Raw genomic sequence first — 5,169 nt, 5'->3', positions numbered from 1 at the left:
CCGCGGCCCTGATCCGCTTCTTCCAGAACCACGGGATGATGTCGGTGTTCGGCCGGGGCCTGTGGCGCACGGTGGAGGGCGGCAGCCGGTCCTACGTCCAGGCGCTCAGGGCCGCCTTCCACGGCGAGACGCGGACCGGCGAGGCCGTGGCGGGCGTGAGGCGCGACACGACCGGCGCCACGGTGCAGCTCGCCACCGGACGCCTGGAGCGGTTCGACGAGGTGGTGATCGCCACCCATGCCGACACCGCGCTCGACCTGCTGCAGGACCCGACGGACCAGGAGCGGCGGCTGCTCTCGCCCTTCCGGTATTCGAAGAACCGGGTGGTGCTGCACACCGATCCCGCCCTGATGCCGAAGCGGCGGCGGGCCTGGACGAGCTGGAACCACATCGGCCGGCGGGGCGAGGCGGGTGAGGGCTGCGTCACCTACTGGATGAACCGGCTGCAGGGCATCCGGGACGCGCCGGACCTCTTCGTCACTCTGAATCCCACCAGGGAGATCGCTCCCGAGAAGACCATCCGCACGGAGGCCTACGACCACCCGCTGTTCGACGCCGCGGCGATCGCCGCCCAGGCCCAGCTCTGGGACCTGCAGGGCGTGAACCGGACCTGGTTCTGCGGCTCCTACTTCGGGCACGGCTTCCACGAGGACGGGCTGCAGGCGGGCCTGGCGGTGGCCGAGCAGGTCGGCGGGGTGCGCCGGCCGTGGAGCGTCGTGAACGAGTCGGGCCGCATTCACGTGCGGGCGCCGGCGGAGCGGGCGGCGTGAGCTTCGCCTCGGCGATCTACCCGGGCCTGGTGACCCATGCCCGGGTGAAGCCGCGGGCGCACCGGCTGGCCTACCGGGTGTTCTTCCTGCTCCTGGACCTGGACGAGCTCGGCCGGCTCGACTGGAAGATCGGCCTGTTCTCGCACGGCGGCCTCAACCTCGTGAGCGTGCGCGAGAAGGACCACGGCGACGGCTCGGACACCCCGCTGAAGGTCCAGGTGGAGGCGGAGCTGGCCGCCGCGGGGATCGCCCACGGCGGGCCGGTGCGGATGCTCACCATGCCCCGCGTGCTCGGCCACGGCTTCAATCCGCTCACCGTCTACTTCTGCCACCGCAAGGACGGGACGCTCTCGGCCATCCTCTACGAGGTGACCAACACCTTCGGGGAGCGGCACGCCTACCTCATTCCCGCCGCCGACGAGGCGGTGGTGCGGCAATGCTGCGCCAAGGACTTCTACGTCTCGCCGTTCATGGACATGGACCTCGCCTACGGCTTCCGCATCCGGCCGCCCGGCGAGACGGTGCGGGTGCAGGTGGAGGCCCACGACGCCGACGGCCTGGTGCTGGCGGCGAGCTTCCTGGGGCGACGTGCCCCGCTCAGCGACGCAGGCCTGCTCCGGGCCTGGCTGACCCACCCCTGGATGAGCCTGGGCGTGCTGGCGGCCATCCACTGGGAGGCGCTGAGGATGTGGCTCAAGGGGGAGAAGCTGCGGCCCCGGCCCGCGCCGCCGGCGCGGCGGGTCACGGTCGTCGAGCAGGCGCGCCAGGCCGCCTAGCTGCACCGGATTTCCTGACCTCCGGCGCCAAAACCGGACTCGCCGAACGGGCCCCGGCGCCCCACACTCCCGGTCCCATAGCAGACGGAAAATCGGATGAGTGATTCGCCCCCCAGGGGCGAAGCGCGGCGCTGTCCGACGTCCCCACGGTGGACGTGACGGCCATGCCTTCGGTGCTGGCCCGGATCGCCGGGCTGGCCATGCGCTACCCCGGCCGGGTGGCGCTGACCGTGCTTGCATCGGTGGGCGCGGCGATGGCCAGCCTGACCCTGCCCAGGCTGTTCGGCCGCTCGGTGGACCAGGCGCAGGCGCTGCTGGCCGACGGCGCGGGCCATGCGGACGCGGCGCGCCAGGCGCTGCTGGTCAGCGCGGGCCTCGTCATCGCCGCGACGGTGGCGCGCGGCCTGCTCACCATGTGGTCGGGCTATCTCGGCGAATACCTCAGCCAGAAGGTGGCCAACGACCTTCGCCTGCAGTTCTTCCAGCACCTGCAGAAGCTGTCCTTCGGCTTCCACGACCGCATCCACTCCGGCGACCTGGTCACCCGCGGCATGCTCGACCTGGAAGGCGCGCGGGCCTTCATCAACGGGGCGATGACGCCGGCGCTGAGCCTCGTCCTGCTGGTCGGCTTCGCCGCGGCGATGATGGTCAGCCTGGACCCGGTGCTGGCCCTGGTCGGCCTCTCCTTCGTGCCGGTGGCGGGCTATGCGCTGGCCCGCATGGGCTTCCTGCTGCGCGTCACCTGGCTGCGGGTGCAGGAGTTGATGGGCCAGCTCACCCTGACCATGGAGGAGAACCTGCAGGGCATCCGCGTTGTCCGGGCCTTCGCGGGGCGCGACTTCGAGCTGGCCAAGTTCGACCGCGGCTCACGGGCGGTGATCGTCTTCCAGGACCGGCGGATCACGCTGCGGTTCACGGCGATCGCCTGGATGAACGTGAGCTTCCACATCTCGCTCGGCCTGCTGCTGTGGCTGGGCGGGCGCAAGGTGCTGGCGGGGCAGATGACGGTGGGCCGGCTCACCGAGTTCCTGACCTACATGACGCTGCTGCAGGCCCCGATCCGGCAGGTGGCGATGATCTTCAACTCCATGGCGCGGGCGACCTCCTCGGGCTCCCGGCTGTTCGAGGTCCTGGACCTGGAGCCGGAGATCGCCGACCGGCCCGGGGCGCGGCCGCTGGAGGCGCCCCGCGGCGTGCTGCGGTTCGAGGGCGTCGGCTTCCGCTACGGTGCGGACGGGCGGGCGGTGCTGCAGGACATCAGCTTCGAGGTGCGGCCGGGAAGGACGGTGGGGATCGTGGGCCCGCCGGGCTCCGGCAAGTCGACGCTCGCGAACCTGATCCCCCGTTTCTACGACGTGACCGAGGGCCGGATCACCCTCGACGGGGTGGACATCCGCGACGTGACGCTCGCGTCGCTGCGGGAGTACGTCGGGCTGGTGCAGCAGGAGGCCTTCCTGTTCGACGCCTCGGTGGGCCACAACGTGGCCTACGCCGACCCCTGGGCGGGTGACGCTCGGATCGAGGCGGCGGCCCGGACGGCGCAGATCCACGAGCACATCGCCGGCCTGCCGGAGGGCTACGAGACCCGGGTCGGCGAGCGCGGCGTGGCGCTCTCCGGCGGCCAGCGGCAGCGGATGAGCATCGCCCGCGGGGTGGTGCCGGGGCCCGGCGTGATGATCTTCGACGATTCCACCGCCGCCATCGACGCGGTCACGGAGCGCAAGGTCCGCGACGGCCTGGCGCGGGCGACGAAGACCAAGGCCACGGTGATCATCGCGCACAGGCTGTCGTCCCTGATGCACGCCGACGAGATCCTGGTGCTGGACGAGGGCCGGATCGTCGAGCGCGGGAGCCATGACGAACTGGTCGCCCGTGGCGGGACCTACGCCGAGCTCTACGAGCTGCAGAGCCGCTCCGACGCCGCCGCGACGCTCGAGCAGCCGGCATGAGCGTGGAGCCGGCCCCCGGACCGACGGAGGAGCGGCGGCGCGCGCCGCGGGCCTCCCTGGGCTCTCCCGAGGGCGACGACGTCTTCGGGACCTTCGACCCGCGCGCGGCCAGGCGGTTCTTCGGCTACCTCGTCCCGCACCGGAAGGCGTTCCTGGCCGCCCAGTTCGCCGTGCTGGTCGCCGCCGCCGCCAACGTCTCCATCCCGCTGCTGATCGGCAAGGCGGTGGACGGGCTGGTGCGCGGCGACGGCGAGAGCTTCGGCCGCGCGGTCGTGCTGTTCGGCGTGGCGGCGGCGGTGTTCATCGCCACCCTGGTGTTCGGCGAGTGGCAGATCCAGCGGGTGGCCCAGCGGGTGATCTTCGACATCCGCCGGGCGATGTTCGCCCACCTGCAGGACGTCAGCCTCTCGTTCATGGACCGCACCCACGTGGGCCGGATGATGGCCCGGCTGCAGGGCGACGTGGCCGCGCTGCAGGAGCTGCTGGAGAGCACCACCGGCGCGGTGGGCGACCTGGTGGTGCTGGTGGCGATCACGGTCGTCCTGCTCAGCCTCGACCTGCAGCTGGGCCTGCTCACGCTTGCGGTGCTGCCGGCGCTGATCGCCATCCGGGCCGTCTGGCTGCCCTATTCGAAGAGAAGCTTCCGCGAGGCGCGGGACGCCTCGTCCACCGCCAATTCGGCGCTGGCGGAGAACATCAACGGCATCCGCACCGTACAGGAGACGCGGCGCGAGGCGCTGAACTTCGAGCTCTACCGGAAGATGGCCGACGCTAACTTCAGGGCCCAGACCGGCGCGGCCTGGATGACCCAGATCATGGTGCCGACGGTCGACATCCTGACCGGCGTGGCCATGGCGATCGTCATCGTCGTCGGCGGGAATGCGGTGCTGGCCGGGCGGCTGGAGGTCGGCGTGATGGTGGCCTTCGTGCTCTACGTTCAGCGGTTCTTCGATCCCGTGCGCATGCTGTCGATGCAGTACACCATCATGCAGCGGGCGATGGCCGCGGCGCACCGGATCTTCGAGGTGCTGGACGTGCCGGTGACCATCAGGGACCGGCCCGACGCCGTGGCGCTGGACGAGTTCGAGCCCCGCGTCGAGTTCCGCAACGTGACCTTCGGCTACGACCCGGCCCGGCCTGTGCTGCACGACATCTCGTTCACGGTCGAGCCGCGCGAGGTGGTGGCGCTGGTGGGGCCCACGGGCTCGGGCAAGACCTCGATCATCGCTTTGACCCACCGCTTCTACGACGCCGACCGGGGCCAGGTGCTGGTGGGCGGGCATGACGTGCGCGACGTCACCCTCGACAGTCTCGGCCGGCGGATCGCCATGGTGCTGCAGGAGCCGTTCCTGTTCACCGGCACGATCGAGGAGAACATCCGCTACAACACCAGGGGCGCCGCGCGCGAGGACGTGATCGCGGCGGCCAAGGCAGTGTCGGCCCACGACTTCATCATGCGCTTGCCCGAGGGCTACGACACCCCGCTCGGACAGCGGGGCCGGAACCTTTCGGTGGGCCAGCGGCAGCTCATCTCCTTCGCCCGCGCCCTGGTGGCGGACCCGCAGATCCTGATCCTCGACGAAGCGACGGCGAACATCGACAGCTTCACCGAACAGGCGATCCAGCAGGCGCTGAAGGTGCTGTTCGCGGGCCGGACCTGCATGGTCATCGCCC

General features: G+C 71.1%; 4 protein-coding genes. All 4 read left to right on the top strand.

Going from position 1 to position 5,169, the window contains the following annotated elements:
* The coding region (locus V7Z97_RS19090; protein ID WP_334165038.1) for an NAD(P)/FAD-dependent oxidoreductase at positions 1 to 770 on the top strand (770 nt) is incomplete at its 5' end.
* Entirely contained in the window at positions 767 to 1,546 is a 780-nt protein-coding gene (locus V7Z97_RS19085; protein ID WP_334165036.1) for a DUF1365 domain-containing protein, read from the top strand. The genes V7Z97_RS19090 and V7Z97_RS19085, both read left to right, overlap by 4 nt.
* A 164-nt stretch (positions 1,547 to 1,710) precedes the next feature.
* Positions 1,711 to 3,495 (top strand): ABC transporter ATP-binding protein, encoded by a 1,785-nt coding sequence (locus tag V7Z97_RS19080; protein ID WP_334165035.1) that lies wholly within the window; start codon positions 1,711 to 1,713, stop codon positions 3,493 to 3,495.
* The coding region (locus V7Z97_RS19075; RefSeq protein ID WP_334165033.1) for an ABC transporter ATP-binding protein at positions 3,492 to 5,169 on the top strand (1,678 nt) is incomplete at its 3' end. The genes V7Z97_RS19080 and V7Z97_RS19075, both read left to right, overlap by 4 nt.

This window comes from Phenylobacterium sp., from assembly GCF_036821595.1.
GTDB lineage: Bacteria > Pseudomonadota > Alphaproteobacteria > Caulobacterales > Caulobacteraceae > Phenylobacterium.
This window is presented reverse-complemented; position numbering and strand designations above follow the sequence as displayed.

What these genes read in the sequence shown, in the direction of transcription:
- V7Z97_RS19080 (WP_334165035.1), top strand. Translation starts at nt 1,711, where the DNA reads ATGCCTTCGGTGCTGGCCCGGATCGCCGGGCTGGCCATGCGCTACCCC.